The organism is Streptomyces sp. NPDC048696 (genome assembly GCF_043198895.1).
GTDB lineage: Bacteria > Actinomycetota > Actinomycetes > Streptomycetales > Streptomycetaceae > Streptomyces.
Genome location: NZ_JBICVJ010000011.1, coordinates 157,217 through 174,691, shown reverse-complemented (window position 1 = coordinate 174,691; position 17,475 = coordinate 157,217). Strand labels below are relative to the sequence as shown.

Sequence of the window (17,475 nt, the reverse complement as noted above, 5' to 3'; positions counted from 1 at the left end):
CGCGCCGCAGAGCTGCCGATACCGTTCCGTGACATGCATGGCCGTTGACGCCATCGCGCCGGTGTCTCTAGGTTCGCCCCGAAACAAGGTATCGCAACACGCCGAAAGTTTCTATCGCCCAGGGGGATCAATCGATGAAACGTGGCACAGCACTGCGTTCCGCCGTGGCCGCCGCGACCTCGGCGCTGGCTCTGACCCTGACTTCGTGCGGCGGGTCCAACGGCCCGGGTTCGGCCTCCGGTTCCTCGTCGATGCAGGTCTGGGTGCTTCAGGACGCAGCTCTCAATCCGGTCCAGCACACCATCGCCAACATCTACAACGCCGGGAAGCCTGCGGTGAAAGCGTCCGTCCAGGCTTTCCCGAACGACCCGTACAAGCAGAAACTCCAGACCGCCATCGGCTCCCCCAACGCCCCGGACGTGTTCATCAACTGGGGCGGCGGCAACCTCAACACCTACGTGAAGGCGGGCAACGTGGTCGATCTGACCGCCGCGCTGGACGCCGACCCGAAGTTCAAGAACACGTTCCTGCCCAGCGTCCTGGACGGCGGGAAACTCGACGGCAAGTACTACGGCGTACCGATGGAGGGTGTACAGCCGGTCGCCCTCTTCTACAACAAGGACGTGTTCGCCAAGGCCGGTATCTCCAACCCCCCGGCCACCTGGAAGGACATGCTGGCCGACATCGACAGGCTCAAGGCCGCCGGCATCACACCGATCGCACTCGCCGGCTCCCAGCCCTGGACCGAGCTGATGTGGCTGGAGTACCTGCTCGACCGCGTCGGCGGGCCACAGGTGTTCGCCGCGATCGAGGCCGGCAAACCCGGCGCATGGCAGGATCCCGCGGTCCTGACCGCCCTGACGATGATCCGGGATCTGGTCGACCGCGGCGCGTTCGGCTCCAACTACGGCTCGGTCGGCGCGGACTCCGGCGGCGCCGACGCCCTGCTGGCCAAGGGCCGGGCCGGGATGCTGCTGATGGGATCCTGGGAGTACGCCGGACAGCTGTCCTCCGCACCGGACTTCGTCAAGGGCGGCAAGCTGAGGTGGGCGCCCTTCCCGAGCGTCGAAGGCGGCAAGGGAGACGTCCAGAACGTGGTGGGCAACCCCTCCAACTTCTTCTCCGTCACGACGAAGTCCCCCCATGTGCGGGACGCGATCGACTACATCGAGAAGACGGTCACCGCGCCGGACTACCTCACCGGGCTGATCGACGTCGGCCAAGTACCGGCCGTGGCCGGACTGTCGAGCCGGCTCGCCACGGGTCCCCACGCCGACTACGCCACCTTCATCTACGACATGGTCCGCAACGCCCCCTCGTTCACCCAGTCCTGGGACCAGGCCGTGCCCCCGGCGACCGCGCAGCAGATCCTCACCAACCTCCAGCAGCTGTTCAACAAACAGATCAGCCCGCAGCGGTTCGTCTCGGCGGTGGGATCGTCGTGAGCACGGCAACCCTCCGCCTCGCCAAGCGCGGTGGGGACGGGCGTCCCGGGCCGGCCTGGGCCGCCCCGGCCCTGCTGTATTTCGCCGCCCTCGCCCTGCTCCCCATGATTCTGGTGGTGGGCCTGAGTTTCTGCTCGTGGAACGGCCTCGGCGACCCGCGCTGGATCGGCCTGGCCAACTGGCGCCGCCTGGCCGGCGACCCGCAGCTCTCCTCCTCGCTCTGGCACTCCCTGGAGATGTCCGTGGTGACCTGGCTGGTGCAGACCCTGATCTGCCTGCCGCTGGGCGTGTGGTGCGCCGGCCGACAGCGTGTGCGGGCGGTGCTGTCGACGCTGTTCTTCATACCGCTGCTCATGTCCAGTGCGGCGATCGCCCTGCTGTTCGGCGCGCTGCTTGATCCGAACTTCGGCCTGGCGGGCGTCATCGGCCCCTGGCTCGGCGTCGCGGACGGCAACTTCATCGGCCGCCCCGACCTGGCGATCTGGGCGGTGATGTCCGTCGTCACCTGGCAGTTCGTCCCCTTCCACACCCTGCTGTACCAGGCCGCCGCCCGGCAGATCCCCGCGGTGCTGTACGAGGCCGCGACCGTGGACGGTGCGGGGCGCTGGCGGCAGTTCTTCTCCATCACCGTGCCGCAGCTGCGCAACAGCGTCATCACCTCCTCGGTGCTGATGCTGGTCGGATCGCTCACCTACTTCGACATCGTGCTGCTGCTCACCAACGGCGGGCCCGGCACCGCGACCCGCACCCTCCCGCTGCACATGTACGCGACCGGTTTCAGCAGCTTCGAGATGGGCTACGCCAGCGTGCTCGCCGCCCTGCTGCTGATCGCCGGAACCGCCCTGTCGCTGCTGGTCGTCCGGGTCACCGGTTTCCGGCGCATGGCCAGCGACCGGGAGGGCCTGTGACCACCGACACGCGCGTCCCCACCGGTGCCCGCCGCACCACCCGTATGCCCGGCCGACCCACGCGCCGCACCCGTCCGCGCCGCCGGCCGGTCCTCAAACGCCGCCCGGACCTCGCAGGCGGCGCGGCCGCCGCCGTGTGGCTGGTCGTGGTCGCGGTCCCGCTGTACTACGTGGTCGGCGCCAGCCTGCGCACCCGCAGCGACTACCTGGACACGGGCCCCTTCTCCCCGCCCTCGCACCCGGTGCTGTCCAACTACGGCACCGTGTTCGACTCCGGGTTCGGCCACTATCTGGTCAACAACGTGCTCGTCACCGTCTCGGTCGTGGCGATGGTCCTCGGTCTGGCGATGCCTGCGGCGTACGCCGTCGTCCGGTCACGCAGCCGCCTGGTGTCCACCGGTTTCTCGGTGCTGCTGATGGGCCTGGCCATCCCCGCGCAAGCGACGATCATCCCGGTGTATCTGATCATCACGCGGCTGCGCCTGTACGACACGCTCGCCGCGATCGTGCTGCCCTCGGCCGCGTTCGCCCTGCCGATGGCGATCCTCGTGCTGTCCTCGACCCTGCGCGACATCCCGTCCGAGCTGTACGAGGCGATGACGGTGGACGGCGCGGGTGCGGCCCGCGTCTTCTGGACCCTGGTCGTGCCGCTCACCCGGCCCGGACTGATCACCGTGGGCATCTACACCGCGCTGGGTGCCTGGAACGGCTTCCTGTTCCCGCTGGTACTCACCCAGTCGGACACCAAGCGCACCCTGCCCCTGGGCCTGTGGAACTTCCAGGGCCAGCACGGCATCGACGTGCCCGCCACCATGGCGGCCGTCGTCCTGTCCCTGCTGCCGCTGCTCGGCGCCTATCTGGTGGGCCGCCGCCACCTGCTGTCCGGTCTCACCGCCGGATTCGGCAAATAGCGCACGCCCCGACTCGGTACAGAGCGCCCCCTCCTCCCCCCCCAGCCGGCACACGGATCCACCACCATGACCCGCCACCTGAAAGGCCGTCATGACCAGCGAGGCCGCGACCACGCACACGCCAGCCACACCCTCCCCCGCCACCTCCACCGACCGCAGCCCCCTGATCCACAACCCGGTGCTGCCCGGATTCCACCCCGACCCCTCCGTCCTTCGGGTCGGCGAGGACTACTACCTGGCCACCTCCACCTTCGAGTGGTACCCCGGCGTACGCCTGCACCACTCGCGTGACCTGGTCCACTGGCGACCGCTCGGCGGAATCCTGGACGAGACACGGCTGCTGGACCTTTCCGGTGTCCCGGACTCGGGCGGTGTCTGGGCGCCATGCCTGTCGTACGCACACGGTCTGTTCCACCTCGTGTTCACCCGCGTCGACAACCACCACGGCGGCTGGTGGGACGCCCAGAACTACCTCACCACCGCCGCCGACCCGGTCGGGCCCTGGAGCGATCCGGTCCCGCTGCACGCCCGCGGCTTCGACGCGTCGCTGTTCCACGACGAGGACGGCAGCTGCTGGCTCCTGTCCCTGACCGCCGACTGGCGCCCCGGCCACAACCCCTTCGCCGGCATCCAGGCCCAGCGCTTCGACTGCGCAACCACCACGCTGACGGGCGAAGTCCACCACATCTACGCCGGCACCGACGCCGGCGTCACCGAAGGACCGCACATCTACCGGCGGGACGACTGGTACTACCTCGTCACCGCCGAAGGCGGCACCACCTGGAACCACCAAGTCACCGTCGCCCGCGCCCGCACCGTGCTCGGCCCCTACCAAACCGACCCGGCCGGACCCATCCTCACCTCACGCGGCCACCCCGACCTGGCCCTGCAAAAAGCCGGCCACGGCAGCCTCGTCGAGACCAGCACCGGGCAGTGGTACCTCGCCCACCTCGTCGGCCGCCCCGCGACCCAGCGGGGCCGCTGCATCCTCGGCCGGGAGACCGCCCTCCAACCCGTCATCTGGACCGAGGACGGCTGGCCCCGCGTCGAGGGCGGCATACCGGCCGTCGAGGTTCCCGCTCCCGATCTGCCGACCCACCCCTGGCCCGTCGAACCAGCCACCGACACCTTCACCCCACCAAGGCTCGGCCCACACTGGAGCACCCTGCGCCGCCCCGCCGACACCCACTGGATCGACCTCGACGCAACAGGACGGCTACGCATCCAAGGCGGCCAATCCCCCCAGGCCAAGCGCGCCCCCAGCCTGGTCGCCCGCCGTGCCACCAGCCTGCACTGCGCCCTGGACACCACCCTCCACTTCACCCCGGCCACCCCGCACCAACTCGCCGGCATCACCGCCTACTACGACACGCGGAACTGGCACTACGCCTACCTCCACCCACACCTCGACGGCCGGGCGCTGAGCGTGCTCACCTGCGACAACGGCGACCGTATCGACCACCCCGGCGCACAGACCGTGCTGCCCGCCGCCGGCCCCGTCCACCTGCGCGCCGTCCTCCACGGCACACGCGTCCACTTCTCCTACGCCCTCACCTCGGACCGGCTGTGGAACGAACTGGACGCCGACTGCGACGCCACGATCTTGTCCGACGAATACGCCGGTGAGACCAACCCACCACGCGGCCGCGACGGCAGCCCCGGCTTCACCGGCGCCTTCCTCGGCCTGTGGGTCCACGACCTCGGGGCCGACGGCGGCTACGCCGACTACACCCGAGCCACCTACACACAACTCTGACCCGGAGCGGGGCGCCTGCGCGATCCACGCGCCTCAGCGCCACGCCTGGGTTGTACCGCAGGTGCTTGACCTTGATGCGGTCGGCCGTGGTGGACCGGGCGGGGCGGCACGTCGCACCTCGCCGCTGGGCGAGGGCGGGGTGCCACCCGAGCCGGCAGGCGCTCGGCCGCGCACCGCCCCGCCGCTCACCCAGCGCGGACTCCCGACAAGCCGCCCGCGGGACGGCCAACTCCTCCACCACATAGCCGAGATGTGCGCGGGTGATACCGCCGAAGGCAGGATGCGACACGATTGTCCTGTCACCAAGGATCTGGGTTCGGTCTCAGAGGGATCCGGCCCTATTCCTTATGGCGGCGCCGGGAAGAGACTCCTCACCTTCGTACTCAGCCGGCAGGCGGACGGCGACCGGCCCAGGGGCGGGCGAGTTCGAGGGTTCGGGACACCTGGAGCAGGAGGTCCTCCCGCCAGGGTGCGGCGACGATCTGAATGCCGACGGGCAGGCCGGTGGCCTCGTCGTGGTGGACGGGGAGGGAGATGGCCGGCTGCCCGGTCACGTTGAACACGGACGTGAACACCCCCATCGGATAGCTGTTCACCAGTGCCCTCAGGGGATCGTTGTCGGTGCCCGCTCGCCAGGCACCGACGAGCGGCGGGAGGCAGGCCATGGTCGGCGTGACCAGGAGGTCGAAGCCGGCGAGGAAGCCTTCGACGATAAGCCGCGACAACCGCTGGGTCTTCTTCACCCCTTCCGCGTACGCCCAGGAGTCGGTCGCACGTGCCGCTTTACGCAAGGCGCGATTGTGCGGCTCGACGCGGTCGGGCTCCGCGAGCTCGATTCCGGCACCGCCGACGTTCCACAGGGCAGTGAACGCCGAGACCAACTCGTCTGCCGGCGGCAGCGGAAGGGGAGTGTCGACAAGATGCTGGCCGGCCGATTCGAGGGTCCGGAGAGCCACGTCGACGGCTGCGATACAGGCGGGGTGCACGTGTATCCCATCGATCGGGGAGTCGATGAGCGCACCGATCCGCAGCCCGGTCGGCATGTCCGTCTCCAGCGCGGTGGCGAAGGATGTGCGCGGCGTCGGAGGCGACCACCACGCCGCCGGATCGTGGAGCGCCAGTACGTCGAGGGCCGCGGCGGTGTCCGCCACCGAGCGGGTGAGCACTCCACCGGTGCCGAAGCCCTCCACCTCCACGACGGCGTTGGTGACCAGGCCGCGGGTGGGTTTGAGGCCGACGAGGCCGTTGCACGAGGCGGGGATACGTATCGATCCGCCGCCGTCCTCCGCGTGAGCGATGGGTGCCATCCCGGCGGCGACGGCGGCGCCCGCTCCGCTCGATGATCCGCCGGGTGTGCACTCCGGGTTCCACGGGTTGCGCGAGATGCCCAGGGCGTCGCTCTCGGTGAAGGGCAGGCTGCCGAACTCGGAGGTGGTGGTCTTGCCGAGCAGGACGAAGCCCGCGTCCACGAACCGTCGTACCACCGGGTCCGATGCCTCGGCCGGTTCCCGTCCGGCACCGGCGGACCCATGAGTCGTGGGCCATCCGGCGACGTTGGCAAGGTCCTTGACCGGCAGCGGCACGCCGTGGAACGGAGGGAGGTCCTCGGGCGAGGTGGCCCGCGCCACGACGTCGGCCGCGGCGGACGCGGCCTTGCGGACGTCGTCGTCGGCCCGGTGGCAGAAGGCGTTCAGGCGGGGGTCGAGCTCATCCATCCGCTTGAGGAAGCAGTCGGCCACCTCGACCGGACTCACCTCCTTCCGGCGGATGGCGGCCGCGAGTTCGACGGCTGGCGTGAACGGATCGATGGGTGAGCGCATCACGGGCGATCCAATCCGATGCTGAACTGGCAGGAGCCGTCAGTGTCTTCGCGCCTTCGGCATCGCGTCTTGGACGATTGTCGCGTAGCTTGCTGGCATGCGGTCCGCCGGACAGGCCCACGACGCCGCGTCGCTGTGGGACATCGCCACCCCGTCGCGGCGGGGCCGGCTGCCGGGTGTCAGCATGGCCGGATTCCGCGCCCGTACTACCGACCCCGTCGACCTCGGTGTGGTCCCGTACCCGGCTGTCACGGTGGCCGTCGACCTCGGCGACGCGCCGCTCGCCGTCGACGACGTCAGCGGTCGGCGGCAGAACGGCAGCGTCGTCGTGGGACTTGCGTCCGTCGGAGTACGAGGGCGCGGGCGGGACGTCGAGTGCCTGCAGGTGCGCCTTTCGCCGCCGGTCGCGCACGCGGTGCTGGGCGCCGGTGCGGAGTTGGGCGCCTCAGTAGTCTCTCTCGACGACCTCTGGGGCCGCGACGCCGCGCGTACTCAGGAGCAGTTGCGCGCCGCGAGGTCGTGGGAGGAGCGGTTCGCGATAGCGGAGGCCGCTCTCGTACGCCGATACGAGGCAGGCCGAGCCGTCGAACCCGAAGTCGCTTTCGTGTGGGGGCAGATGGTGACGAACCTGGGAGGGGTTCGGGTCGAGCGGCTGGCGGCCGAGATCGGCTGGAGCCGCAAACGCCTGTGGTCCCGGTTCCGGGCCCAGATCGGGCTCCCCCCCAAGCGTGCCGCTCAGCTCGTCCGTTTCGACCACGCGGCCCACCGTCTGGCCGCGGGCCACAGCGCCGCACAGGTGGCAGCGGAGACCGGCTACGTAGACCAGTCCCATCTCCACCGGGATGTCGTGACCTTCGCCGGTGTGACGCCCACGGCCGTGCGGATCGCGCCGTGGCTTGCGGTCGACGACGTCGCGTGGGCCTCCCCCGCATACCTGTCCCGTTACCTGTCGAAGTCCTGACCGATGGTCCGCGCTCGTCAGGCGTGCGGCCGAGGGCGGATCACGGGGGGGCAGGAACATTTCTACAAGACGCTTGGCAAGCGGGCTTGTGACACTGCGAGCATGACCAAAGACCGGAATGATTCGCCCCTGCCGCGCCTTCACCGGCCGCGGTACGGCGTTGACGCTCCAGCGTTCCCGGCGCTGCTGGGCACCGCAGGCGCGGCCTGTTGCCTGGCTGCCGCCCGGTGGCAGCCGGGGCGGAAGACGATGGTGACCGCGGGGACGGTACTGATCGCCCAGACCGGCATCGCAGGGCAGCACTCGTACCTCACCGGATTCCTCCCCCGCCAGTGTCCGATTCCGACAGTCAGGCACACCTCGTCCGGTGCGCATCTCGTTCTTCTCTGACTCCTCGTGTGGGTGTGGCCCCCGGCGGGACGCGGAGCCGCCCCGATACCGGAAGCCCCCAGGACTCCTATACGTGCCCAGCTGCAAAGCGTTGTTCTTCGGCGGCCCGTTCAGCAGGGGACGACCGTCCACACGTAGTACCAGTTCTGCGAGGTGGCGAGCGAGATCGGCGGCAAGCTCTCGTCGATGTAGTCGCCGCGCTTGCCGTAGAACTTCGCAACGTGGGTTCCGTACTGGCGGTTCACCCACGATCCAGTGCCGGTGTAGTTCATGGGGTAGGAGCGGCAGTAGTACATCGGGTCTTCGCTGCCGGTGAAGTCCTCGCCGCTGAAGGCGCAGAAGTAGCCGTTCCGGGTGACGGCCCACGGGTTGCAGATGCTGCTGTAGGCGGGGCCCGTGCTGCCGTGGTCGGTGAAGGTGCGCGGGTGCGCCTCGCCGGGAACGGCGACGCGGATGGTGCGCCTGTCGTCGACCTTGATCTCGTTGAGGGAGATCTGCTTGCCGCCGCTGCGCTGGAGGTACTTGGCAACCTCGGCGCGCAGCGCCCTGTCCTGCGCGGGAGTGAGATGCGCGGCGCGGACCTGGCCGGCGAACGGCTCGGGCGTACCGGCGCCGACGGCTGCCGCGCTGCTCCGCACACCGGCATCAGCACTGTCGGCGACAGCCGCCGGAGCCATGGCCATCGCGAGGCCGGTTGCTGTGGCGGCCAGCGCGAGCCCGACTTGTTGGACCTTCTTCACAGTGCACTCCTGTCCGGTCGATGCCTGCTTGCTTGTGGCCCATGACAGACTCGCCCGCCCCCGCGATGGCGGCCATCCTTTCAGCGGAGACTGAATCGTTGTCGGGGCCGGGGGGTTCCGGTTCACTGTGTTGCAAGTCCGCTGCCAGGCAGAATCGCCAACCGCAGGGGAACCGGGCCGCCCGGGCCAGCTGTAGCCCGGGCGGCCCGGTGGGCTTCAAGGGCTCAGGGCTTCACCACCTTCCAGCGCTCGGCCAAGATGTCGTTGCAGGAGGCGAGGCGGACGGTGCCGCGGTCCGCGTCAGGGGCCAGCAGACAGAGATGGGTGGCCTCGTTGCGGTAACGCACTGTGCCGTCCGCGTAGGTTTCGGCCAGCCAGCGCTGTCCGGCCGCGTCAACGCCGCGCGCATCGCCGCACGACCGCACCATGGCGTCGGTCTGCTCGGTGGCGTGCTCGTCGCGGACACCCAGGCAGTACTTGTTGCCGAACACGCTCTCCAGGCGGACCAGGTTGTCGCCAGGGCTGATGCGCTGGACGTTCCAACCGAAGTCCAGGCGCTCCTGGCGCAGCCAGTAGATCCACCACCACCTCGACGGTGTGGGCGCGGTGCGGATACCGGTCCCGGGATAGCCCCCGGTCATGATGCGGCCGCCCATGAAGGCGGACTCCAGGCGGATGTTACCGGTGGTCGTCGGCCAGTCCTTGGGCAGTGCGGCCGCGTTGTCCCACCAGCGCTGGGCGATGTCGCCGCCGCATGGCGCCGCGGTCACCTGCTTGTTGGACGGCGTCAGACAGAGCTGGGGGAAGGCCACGTTCCGCCACAGCTGCGGTCCCCCGTTGTCCTGGTTCCACCCCGGATCGGGCCGCGGGTCGGTGAGCGTCCACTGCGCCCGCGGGTCGTCGCACGAACCGGCGACGACCGGGGAGCCGGACACGTCCCGCCGCACCTTCGGCGCGATGGAGACACAGCCCGCGGCGTACCGGATGGTGTGCGTGCCCGCTGCGGTGGTGGACATCCGGGCGGTCTGGTTGTTGTCGTGACGGGCGGCGGTGATCCCGAACGAGCCGTCCTGGTTCGCCTGCATCACAGTGCCGGTGACCGTCGCCATTTCGGTGGCGTAGGGATACGCCGGGACGGGCGCCTGAGCCGGCGGCGGCGTCCGGCTGTAGTGCACCTCCACGTGGTCGGACCCGCCAGCGCGTGGAACGTTCGCGGTGAAGCCGCCGGGCAGACCGTGGGCGATCGTGTAGTCCAGCTCGCTCGGCTCGTCGCTGTTGATGTACGTGGGCCGACCGGTGCGCAGCAGGCTCTCGTCGGCGTTCAGGTGCAGCGACTGGTCATGCGCCTGGGCGGTGGTGCGGTTGAGGATGTTCACGTTGAAGTCGCCGACCATGACCCAGTTCCGGCCCCGCTGGTCGTACCTCGACGCGAAGGTGCGTACTTCTCTCAGCAGGCCCTGGACGTCGCCTCCGCGCGCGTGGATGTTCCAGTACCAGGTGTTGCCGAACCTCAGACCGAGCAGCGGTCGTGCCCGGTACTGGTTGTCCGGGGCGTTCGGGTCGGGGTCGTAGGCGGGGTTGTCCAGCACGCGGACCTCGGTGGCCGGGGTGTCGGTGATGGTCGCCAGGTTCACCCGGCCGCCGTCCCAGGTGTCCTGGTTGGTCCCGTTGATTCTGCGGGGGTCGGTCTGCATGAAGTACACATAGCGCTCGACACCCCCGGCCATCCAACGGCTGAACTGGTAGGAGCTGGGCTGGTTGTGGGGGCGGGTCCTGCCGAGCCGCATGTCGCGGACGATGTTGTCGACCGGTGCGGGTGGACCGGAGCCGACCTCTTGCAGTGCGACCAGCGGGACGCGTTCGACCAGCTGCACGATCTCGTTCGTCCACCGGGCGCCGTTGTCGGAGCCGCGCATGTTGTACGAGGCGAACGGCGACGTGCCGTCGCGGTTCACGGCGTGTGCCGACGCGGCCATCAACGGAACGGTCAGCAGGGCTGCCACCGCGCTCAGAACGGCGAGCACAGCGGTGATCCACCGCGGCGACGGTAATCGTATTCTTGTGCTCCGCAGGGTCGTCATGGCCTGCGGACGGTTGTCTCTGCTCAACGATCAGACCTCTCCCGTCGGTCCCCGCGCCGGGCGGCGCGGGGTACTGCCCAGGCCGACGACTCCCCGCGGTGGCCCCGTGCTGCCGTACCGGCAGCAGACTGGGAGCGCAGTCGCCCCGGATCCGCTGCCGGGCGGATGGTGCACAGACCGTCCCGTGAGTGGTTGCCGACCCTTCAGTAACAGGAGACGGGAGATCGCGCTTGGGCGGTTCAGACCTGCATCGATATCCGGCCCCGTCCCCCGACCCGCCTCCCAAGCCGACTTTCACACGGCCGACCAGTGTGAATGCAAGCGCAAAGTTCGTACAGCCACTCGCTTGGGCGGCCCGGCGCCGCAGCCCCTGATCGTCTCGGGAAGACACCGCTGCCTGGCGATACGCCGCCCCGACCGAACTCCTATAAGTCGATGCAGCGTTGTCCAGAACAGTGGCCCGTGAAACGACCGGGGGAAGGGAGCGCGGTGCAGCGAAGACGTTCGGAAGCACCAAGCTGGTCCGGCAGCCGGCACGTGTCCTGCCCCACCGTGGCAACGCCCGGAGCGCCCCCCAAACCGCGCGCATTCCGTACCGCAGGCCTCAGGGCTTCAGCGCGGCGGGCGTCGGGGGCGGCCGCGGTACGGCGGCTGGCGGATGGTCGTCAGGCGGACGGCACCAGAGGTCATGAGTGGCGGGGGCCTACACCGTTGCCAGTAGTTCCACGACTGCCGCCACCCTCGACATACTTTCCACGCGTCAGCTGTACAGCACGACGAGGGAAGCGAGGAGAAGGATGGCTGCGGCTGAGAGCCCCAGGATCCGGTAGCGGTCCCATGCGATCAGCGCGAGGAAGCATGACCACGCTCCGCCCGTGATGGCGGCGGCCCACCAGCCGGCGGCCGTCTGTGCGGCGACGAGAGGCAGTGGCCCCAGCACGATCGTCTGCGGGATGACTGCGTGCCGTGGCCGGATGCCCAGCTGCTTGTAGACGAGCATCAGGATGATCACGCTTGTCGTCACGGTGAGCGGGAGGGCTGCCAAGCCCAACCATGTGGAGCAGAGGCCGTCTGTCTTCCCGCATGCCCGGGCACTGTCGTGCCTGGCCCAGAAGACGAACTGCGACGCGCCTGCGGCCAAGACCGCGCCGGTGACGGCCGATCCGGCCACGCGCGGCAGGACAGGTCGGGCTTCTGCGTACGGGGTGCTCACGCCCACAGCTTTCCCTGATCGAGGGCCAGGGGCCTGAGTACGGATACTCAGGCCCCCATGAGCGTATCGCCGGCCCGGCGTTCCGTCCGGCTCGGCCGATACCACCGTCGCGATCCACCCGGCACGCCAGACGCACCTGTCACAGGCGACGGGTAGTCTCGGTCGCGCGCCAGGGGGGATCACCGGGCGCCGTGGCGGTCACAGGGGCCGCCGACTTCCTTGCCCTGGGGGGCATGTGATGCGTCAGTCCAGAGCTCGTGCCGTACTGGTCGCCGCGGCGGCCACCGCACTGAGCGCCGCCACCCTCACCGTGGCCCAGCCCGCCGCCGCGGAGGTAGGTTTCCATCCCACCGTGCGCGACCTGACCCTGGGCCCCGGCTCCAGCTGGGGCCCCTCCGGCGGAGCCTCCGGCATACCGGACGGCACCGTCGTCTACGCGTTCAGTAAAACCCCGCTCACCGACGCCTCCTGGCACAGCGGCGGCACACCCGGCGGGCTGAGGGTAACCGCGGGCCACGACGGCTGCACGCTCTACGCCGGTGCGCCGGGCATCTTCCTCTGCCCGGTCACCACCGACAACGTCCTTGACGAGCCCGAGGTGGCGGCCGGCGCGTCGGCCGCCAACGACACCACCGTCTACGTGGGAATCGCGTATGCGCCGCGCGGCGCCAGCATCACGACGGCCATCAAGGCCGCGCAGATGGCCGGCACCACCTCCGACCCGCAGAACCCGACCGCGGCAACCATCAAGGTCAAGACACCCGAGCAGGCCGCCAAGAGCCGCGTCGCACTGACCACGCCGGATGTGCCAGTGAACTCTACGCTTCAGCAAAGCGTGCACGTCCACGCGGAAGACCCCGGCCACCTGACGGTGAACTTCGACCGCACCGACGACGAGCGGTACTTCGACGAGGAGGAGCTGGACAGCACGGTGAAGTCGGTGGACGGCGGCCCGGACAGCGCCTGCCACCACGTCCTCGACTCCATCGCAGGCGGCCACGGCACCGTCACCTGCGACCTGCCCGCAGGCGAGCACACCGTCACGTACACGCTCGTCTGTGGCCCCAAGGTCGCCGCCTGGACGATCAACGCGGGCGCCGACTTCGAGGTCGTCGACTACGGCCACGGCAACCCCACCGCGCAGAGCACCTTCGCCGTCACCAGCCCCTACCCCGTCCGCGACCGGTACCGCCTGTTCGCCCGCGACACCAAAGGCAAGTTCTGGTTCTACGACGGCAGCGGCAGCGCCGCCGCCCCCTACGCACCCCGCACCAAAATCGGCGGCGGCTGGAACACCTACAACACGCTCTTCTGAGGGGGGATTTGAGGATGAAACGTTGTGCACGGTTGGCGGGGGCCGTTGTCGGGCTGACTATGGTCCTGGTCACGGGATGCAGTGGTTCCGGCAGTGAGGAGCGTTCGGTTCGACCATCAGGCGTGGCGACCTCACCGGTGGACGATCCGGTCTCGGCGAAGGCTCAGGCCGCGGAAAAGGTCAAGTCCACACTTGAGGCGAGCATTTCCGCAGGCGAGCAGCAGTTCGGGTCGGGCACGAAATCCCCCTGCTCCACGTCATCGCCACGAATGTTCACCCCGAAGTGCAAAGCGGCGGCCGGTGCCGTCTCCGGTTCTGCCGATCTGGCAGTGCAACAGATCGACGGGCGCGCGGGGTTCGCGACACTGGACTCCGTCGCGCGCAAACTCCAGGCAGCGGTTCACACGTACGAGCAACTGGGCTGCGCGGCGGGACCGACGGCGCCGCGGACCCGTCACGCGTGCCTGGCCCCGGCGGCCGCGATCGCGCAGGGCTTCGACGATCTGCGGGGTGGGGCAAACCTGGCTCTGGCCGGTAAGTGACCGGCCATGTGGAGAGTCGACGGGTCCGCCTCACGTGGCCGTCACGAGGGCAATGGGGACGCGACGACATCGCTGCTCGCAAGGTGGAGGGCAGTCGGCCGAGAGGGCTGAATACATGAACCACCTGTTTTGCAATGGCCTTTCATAAAAGGCCATGCACCCAGGAGTACGGAACCGCCCGCTCTCTCCCTGTGTGATCTTAAACCGATTGACAGTTAAAGATTCTGTGTAAAGATCGCAATGATCACGTGGCGTAGCCCGGCCAGTCATCGCCTTCGGCGTGCGCCGGCGCGCCACGGCATGTTCACCGAAACTCATGGAGAGATACGTGGCCAAGACCACTGGCCGTACGCGTGCGCGCAGAGCCGCCCGTCTCGCTGCCGCGGCGGTGACCGCCGCGCTCGTCGGCACCGCCGTTCCGGCGTTCGCCGCCGACGGCAACAGCCCGGTTCCCGGTTGGCACTTCGGGACCGGAAAGGCCAAGTCGCCCCTGACGGCCGCACAGTCGGGCGCGGCCGCCGGGCCGCAGGCCCCCGTCTTCCCGCTGTTCGGTGTGGACCGCTCCGACCGGGGCTGGCTGTACACGCAGAACGGCAAGGGCGGCCTCACCGACCGCGGCGGGCTTTGGGACGGGAAGCAGGTCCCCGGCCTGAAGACCGGCGCCGTGGTGGACAATGACGGCGACAACCTCCCGGACGGCCTCTGGCTGTGGGACACCAAGGGCGGCCTCCACTACGGCGGCGACAACAACGACTTCCTGGTCGGCGGCGGCTGGAACATCTACGACAAGGTCCTCTCCCCCGGCAACCTCGGCGGCGGCAAGGCGGGCGACCTGCTCGCCCGCGACTCCTCCGGCACACTGTGGCTGTACCTCGGGTACGGCAACGGCAAGCTGACCTCGCGTTACAAGGTCGGCGGCGGCTGGGGCCAGTACACGCAGATCGCCGGCAACGGCGACCTGACCGGCGACGGCAAGCCCGACATCGTCGCCCGCGACGGCGACGGCACGCTGTGGCTCTACAAGGGCACCGGCAACTACAAGGCCCCGTTCGCGCCCCGCACCAAGATCGGCGGCGGCTGGAACACCTACAACACCCTCGTCTCCATGGGCGACGTGGACCTCGACGGCAAGACCGACCTGCTCGCACGCGGCAACGACGGCACGCTGTGGCTCTACAAGGGCACCGGCAACGCCTCCGCCCCGTACAAGCTGCGCGTCAAGATCGGCACCGGCGGCTGGAACACCTACCGCACCCTGTTCTAGGCACAGCCGTGGCCAACGGCCCCCGGCCGTAGGGCCGCACTCACACGAGTGCGGCCCGTGCCGTTGCCGGTCCGGCGGCCACCCTCTCCTGCTTAGTGCCGCTGAACGTCTGCTCCACGAAGGCGTACGCCCGGCTCACTTCCCTGCCGTCCACGATCGCCCGGTCCCAGTCCGGCGTGACTCAAGATGATCACCCCATCTGGGCTCGCTGTAAGTACCACCATGGCACGACCGCCCGAACTCTCCCGTCACCGACCGGAGTTCATGCCTGACCGGCAACGACCGACGATCGCGTTCGGAAAGCGGATTGCCTCTCAGGCCAGCGCATCACCCCTCCGGTGATCACTCGCGGACTGTCAGAGATTCGGCTTGCGCCGAATCTGGTGGAGCGACGCCGACTCGCGCGGACAGGCTGGGAATCGCACCGCGGTTCGGGCGCAGGAGGCATGCGGACGCGGAGTCCTCGTGTGCCATCGCATCGCCCTCCGCTGTGTGCAGATCAGTTCAGGGAAGCAGCGGTTCCGCCCCTGCTCGCGCATGGCCGAGTCAGGTCGGCGCTGAAGAGGGACGCCCGCGGCCCGGAGAGGGAGTTTCATGCGTATGCGTTTCAGGACGTGCGCCGTTGTCGCCGTCGCGGTCGGTTCGCTCGCCACTGCCATCGGCCCGGCCTCTGCCGACTCGTACAGTCAGATCACCTACAAGGTGGTGCCCGAGGTCGCCGACCCCACCACCGAGTCCTGCTCGGCCTGGATGGACGGAGCGTGGGACGACACCCAGGGCTACTGGGTCGCCCGCGGGGTCTTCTACCCCAACGGAAGCTGGTGCAAGGCGGCCCTCTACCGCAAGAAGGACGGCACGAATACCTGGTACAAAGCCAGCAACGCGTACGCGGTCTACACCAACACCATCCTCACCGGCTGGCACTGGGATGGTCCCGGCGCGGTGGAGAAGGCGTGCTTCACTCCCATCAACAGCGACGATCCGATCAAGGCGTCTTACTACTTCTGCACGCAACCGTATTGACGCCTCTTCCGCTGAGCGGGAGGTGTTGAGGAGCCAAGCTCGGACCGCTGGGACGGCCGCCTCCAACATGCGGCGCCCCGCCCCACAGGACGTGGCAAGCCACCGCCCCGGTATCGGCTCGGGGCGGTGGCTCTGCGAGCGGCCTGTCCGCGACGGGGGCTCGGCCAGGCCAGGTTTGGGGGGGCCAGCCGGGGAGGCGGGCGGGAGGCGACCGGGTGGGGCACGTGATGGTCGGGAGAGCCGAACCAGGTGCGGTGGTGACCGGAGGTGGTCACGGTGAGCCCGAACCGGTCGACGCCGGGTCGGCCGGAGGCACCCCACTCCGGCCGACCGAGTGCGGACATCGCGGGCGACCACGGGCCGCCGACGGTAAGTTCCGGCGGGCCTGGGTCCGATGTACGACCGGGTATCTGGGTACGGGCGCAACATTCACCTCTGCGCCGACACCCGGCTCTCGACCGACGAGCGTCGGTCGAGAGCCGGGGTTTCTCTGCCCGTGCAGCAGCCTGGCCGTGGGCGTCGCGGGTGGCCACCGAGTCACCTACCCCGAACCGTGACAGCTCCACATTCCCTGCGCCCGACCGCCGTGGGGCTGTGGCGGAGGGCGTCGGTCGGTGTCAGCAGGCGCCCTCGACCGCCCCAGGCTTGTCGTCGACCGCCTCAGGGCGGTACCCCCTTCGAGCAAGCCGGGGGAATCCGCGCCCCCTGGTACGGCTTCGGCACCGGCCCGCCCGTTTGAGATCCGGGGAAGAGGTTAGATGTAAGTTGTCGGGAAAATTCACGACGATTACTTGAGGAGGCAATGGCATGTCAGGCAATGAGAAGGCCAAGGCCAAGAGCGAGCAGGCAAAGGGAAAGGCCAAGGAGGCTGCTGGCCGCGCGGTCGGCAATGAGCGCCTCACCGCCGAGGGGCGCGTCGACCAGGCCAAGGGCGATGCCCGCCAGGCCAAGGAGAAGGCCAAGGACGTGTTCAAACACTGACCGCGCCCGTGGGGAAACATTCCGTACCGGGGTCCGGAAATCGGGAATCGGCAGTGATGCGCCGACGCATTCGTTTTCCCTCACGTTCCGGCGGACACCGTTGCCGGATTTCCGGAAACGCCGTT

Annotated in this window: 14 protein-coding genes; 10 read left to right on the top strand and 4 right to left on the bottom strand. The window is 69.2% G+C overall.

Annotated elements, in window-relative coordinates:
• Window positions 1–134 precede the first annotated feature (134 nt).
• From ACGFRG_RS24005 to ACGFRG_RS23990, 4 genes are all read left to right on the top strand, one after another.
• The gene (locus tag ACGFRG_RS24005) at window positions 135–1,445 is read left to right on the top strand and encodes an extracellular solute-binding protein (protein WP_393266992.1); all 1,311 of its coding nucleotides are present in this window, start codon (window positions 135–137) and stop codon (window positions 1,443–1,445) included.
• Complete coding sequence (locus ACGFRG_RS24000; protein WP_393266989.1) at window positions 1,442–2,353, top strand: carbohydrate ABC transporter permease; 912 nt, start codon at window positions 1,442–1,444, stop codon at window positions 2,351–2,353. The genes ACGFRG_RS24005 and ACGFRG_RS24000 overlap by 4 nt, the downstream gene beginning before the upstream one ends.
• Window positions 2,350–3,264: a carbohydrate ABC transporter permease gene (locus tag ACGFRG_RS23995; protein ID WP_393266985.1), complete on the top strand. Its 915-nt coding sequence runs from the start codon at window positions 2,350–2,352 to the stop codon at window positions 3,262–3,264. The genes ACGFRG_RS24000 and ACGFRG_RS23995 overlap by 4 nt, the downstream gene beginning before the upstream one ends.
• Window positions 3,265–3,355: 91 nt before the next feature.
• Window positions 3,356–5,020, top strand: coding sequence for a glycoside hydrolase family 43 protein (locus ACGFRG_RS23990; RefSeq protein WP_393266982.1), 1,665 nt, complete (start codon window positions 3,356–3,358; stop codon window positions 5,018–5,020).
• Window positions 5,021–5,403: 383 nt separating this feature from the next.
• Here the strand turns inward: ACGFRG_RS23990 and ACGFRG_RS23985 are convergent, their stop codons facing one another.
• The gene (locus tag ACGFRG_RS23985; RefSeq protein ID WP_393266979.1) at window positions 5,404–6,840 is read right to left on the bottom strand and encodes an amidase; all 1,437 of its coding nucleotides are present in this window, start codon (window positions 6,838–6,840) and stop codon (window positions 5,404–5,406) included.
• 97 nt (window positions 6,841–6,937) lie between these two features.
• Between ACGFRG_RS23985 and ACGFRG_RS23980 the strand changes: the two genes are divergently transcribed.
• Complete coding sequence (locus tag ACGFRG_RS23980) at window positions 6,938–7,801, top strand: helix-turn-helix domain-containing protein (protein WP_393266976.1); 864 nt, start codon at window positions 6,938–6,940, stop codon at window positions 7,799–7,801.
• A 500-nt stretch (window positions 7,802–8,301) separates the two neighbouring features.
• Here the strand turns inward: ACGFRG_RS23980 and ACGFRG_RS23975 are convergent, their stop codons facing one another.
• From ACGFRG_RS23975 to ACGFRG_RS23965, 3 genes are all read right to left on the bottom strand, one after another.
• Window positions 8,302–8,931: a hypothetical protein gene (locus tag ACGFRG_RS23975; RefSeq protein WP_393266973.1), complete on the bottom strand. Its 630-nt coding sequence runs from the start codon at window positions 8,929–8,931 to the stop codon at window positions 8,302–8,304.
• 224 nt (window positions 8,932–9,155) lie between these two features.
• On the bottom strand, window positions 9,156–10,955 hold the full coding sequence (locus ACGFRG_RS23970; RefSeq protein WP_393266970.1) for an endonuclease/exonuclease/phosphatase family protein: 1,800 nt from the start codon (window positions 10,953–10,955) through the stop codon (window positions 9,156–9,158).
• A gap of 817 nt (window positions 10,956–11,772) precedes the next feature.
• Window positions 11,773–12,225, bottom strand: coding sequence for a hypothetical protein (locus ACGFRG_RS23965; protein ID WP_393266967.1), 453 nt, complete (start codon window positions 12,223–12,225; stop codon window positions 11,773–11,775).
• A 238-nt stretch (window positions 12,226–12,463) separates the two neighbouring features.
• Between ACGFRG_RS23965 and ACGFRG_RS23960 the strand changes: the two genes are divergently transcribed.
• The 5 genes from ACGFRG_RS23960 to ACGFRG_RS23940 all read left to right on the top strand — a co-directional run bounded on the left by ACGFRG_RS23960 (window position 12,464) and on the right by ACGFRG_RS23940 (window position 17,350).
• The gene (locus tag ACGFRG_RS23960) at window positions 12,464–13,540 is read left to right on the top strand and encodes a hypothetical protein (RefSeq protein ID WP_393266964.1); all 1,077 of its coding nucleotides are present in this window, start codon (window positions 12,464–12,466) and stop codon (window positions 13,538–13,540) included.
• 122 nt (window positions 13,541–13,662) lie between these two features.
• Window positions 13,663–14,082 carry a hypothetical protein gene (locus ACGFRG_RS23955; protein ID WP_361432479.1) on the top strand — a complete coding sequence of 140 codons (420 nt, stop codon included), beginning with the start codon at window positions 13,663–13,665 and terminating at the stop codon, window positions 14,080–14,082.
• Between the two features lie 328 nt (window positions 14,083–14,410).
• A complete protein-coding gene (locus ACGFRG_RS23950; protein WP_393266961.1) occupies window positions 14,411–15,346 on the top strand; it encodes an FG-GAP repeat domain-containing protein in 936 nt (311 codons plus the stop codon).
• Between the two features lie 600 nt (window positions 15,347–15,946).
• Complete coding sequence (locus ACGFRG_RS23945) at window positions 15,947–16,369, top strand: hypothetical protein (RefSeq protein ID WP_361423975.1); 423 nt, start codon at window positions 15,947–15,949, stop codon at window positions 16,367–16,369.
• Between the two features lie 807 nt (window positions 16,370–17,176).
• Window positions 17,177–17,350 carry a CsbD family protein gene (locus ACGFRG_RS23940; protein ID WP_361423978.1) on the top strand — a complete coding sequence of 58 codons (174 nt, stop codon included), beginning with the start codon at window positions 17,177–17,179 and terminating at the stop codon, window positions 17,348–17,350.
• The last annotated feature ends 125 nt before the right edge of the window (window positions 17,351–17,475 follow it).

Bases quoted from the DNA above. Each gene is read 5' to 3' on its own strand.
- ACGFRG_RS23990 (WP_393266982.1), top strand. From the start codon at position 3,356: ATGACCAGCGAGGCCGCGACCACGCACACGCCAGCCACACCCTCCCCC.
- ACGFRG_RS23960 (WP_393266964.1), top strand. From the start codon at position 12,464: ATGCGTCAGTCCAGAGCTCGTGCCGTACTGGTCGCCGCGGCGGCCACC.
- ACGFRG_RS23940 (WP_361423978.1), top strand. From the start codon at position 17,177: ATGTCAGGCAATGAGAAGGCCAAGGCCAAGAGCGAGCAGGCAAAGGGA.
- ACGFRG_RS23945 (WP_361423975.1), top strand. From the start codon at position 15,947: ATGCGTTTCAGGACGTGCGCCGTTGTCGCCGTCGCGGTCGGTTCGCTC.
- ACGFRG_RS23980 (WP_393266976.1), top strand. From the start codon at position 6,938: ATGCGGTCCGCCGGACAGGCCCACGACGCCGCGTCGCTGTGGGACATC.
- ACGFRG_RS24005 (WP_393266992.1), top strand. From the start codon at position 135: ATGAAACGTGGCACAGCACTGCGTTCCGCCGTGGCCGCCGCGACCTCG.
- ACGFRG_RS23985 (WP_393266979.1), bottom strand. From the start codon at position 6,840: ATGCGCTCACCCATCGATCCGTTCACGCCAGCCGTCGAACTCGCGGCC.